We start from the raw sequence: 994 nt of genomic DNA, 5'->3' as shown, positions 1-994 counted from the left end.
GGCGTGCTATACGGCTTGCCAAAATCCGTTGAAACCGTATTTATGGTTTACAACAAAGATCTTATTGCTGAGCTACCAGAAACGATGGACGAAATATTTGAGCTGTCTAAGAAGTTTCGCGAAGAAAATAAATACGGTTTGCTAGCAAAATGGGATGAGCTTTATTACACCTACGGAATTTTAAACGGTATGGGTGGTGATGTTTTCGCTAAAAAAGACGACGGTTCGTATGATCCTAATAAAATATTATTGAATACTCCAGGGGCAGTAGAAGGCGCGAAATTCATTCAGAAGTTCTATGACTCTAAAGTATTCCCTACAGGCATCATTGGTAATAACGGGCTTAATGCTATCGATTCACTATTCACGTCGGGCAAAGCAGCGATTGTTCAAACTGGTCCTTGGGCGCTCCAGCCTTACAAAGAAGCAGGGATCAACTATGGTGTAGCCCCACTTCCAAAATTGCCATCTGGTGAGCAAATGGGGTCATTTATGGGCGTGAAGAGTTACAGCATTTCCACTTTCTCGAAAAACAAACCTTTAGCGCAAGAGTTTATTACGTTCGTCAATAATTATGATAATGCCAAGCGCCGCTTTGAGCTAACTGGAGAGGTTCCGGCAGTGACAAAATTGGTAGACGATCCTGTTATCAAGAATGACCCAGGTGCAAGTGCAGTGGCGATGCAATCCATTCACGCTACGTCTATGCCTTCCATTCCAGAAATGAACGAAGTGTGGGGCCCTGCGAACAGCGCGCTTCAGTTGATCGCAACCAATAAACAAGATGCGAAAAGTGCACTCGACTCTGCAGTAGACAGCATCAATATGCAAATCGAAGCTAACCACGCAATGATGGGTCAATAATTTAAAGATATTGTTCTGGCGAAAGCAATTGTCGGCCCTAGTTACTCGTCTGGGGCTGACAGACGCCAGAAGTTTTCCGAAATGGAGTTGTAAGTGATGTCTGACATGAGTGAACATTTTGAGCATAACT

General features: G+C 43.7%; 1 protein-coding gene. It reads left to right on the top strand.

Features of this window, described 5'->3' with window-relative positions; genetic code table 11:
- A partial coding sequence (locus R7Q48_RS25085) for an extracellular solute-binding protein (RefSeq protein ID WP_318132840.1) occupies window positions 1–864 on the top strand: 864 nt, incomplete at its 5' end.
- Window positions 865–994 lie beyond the last annotated feature (130 nt).

This window comes from Vibrio sp. 378, from assembly GCF_033339435.1.
The sequence above is the reverse complement of the archived record's forward strand: the minus strand, read 5'-3'. Positions and strand labels throughout refer to the sequence as shown.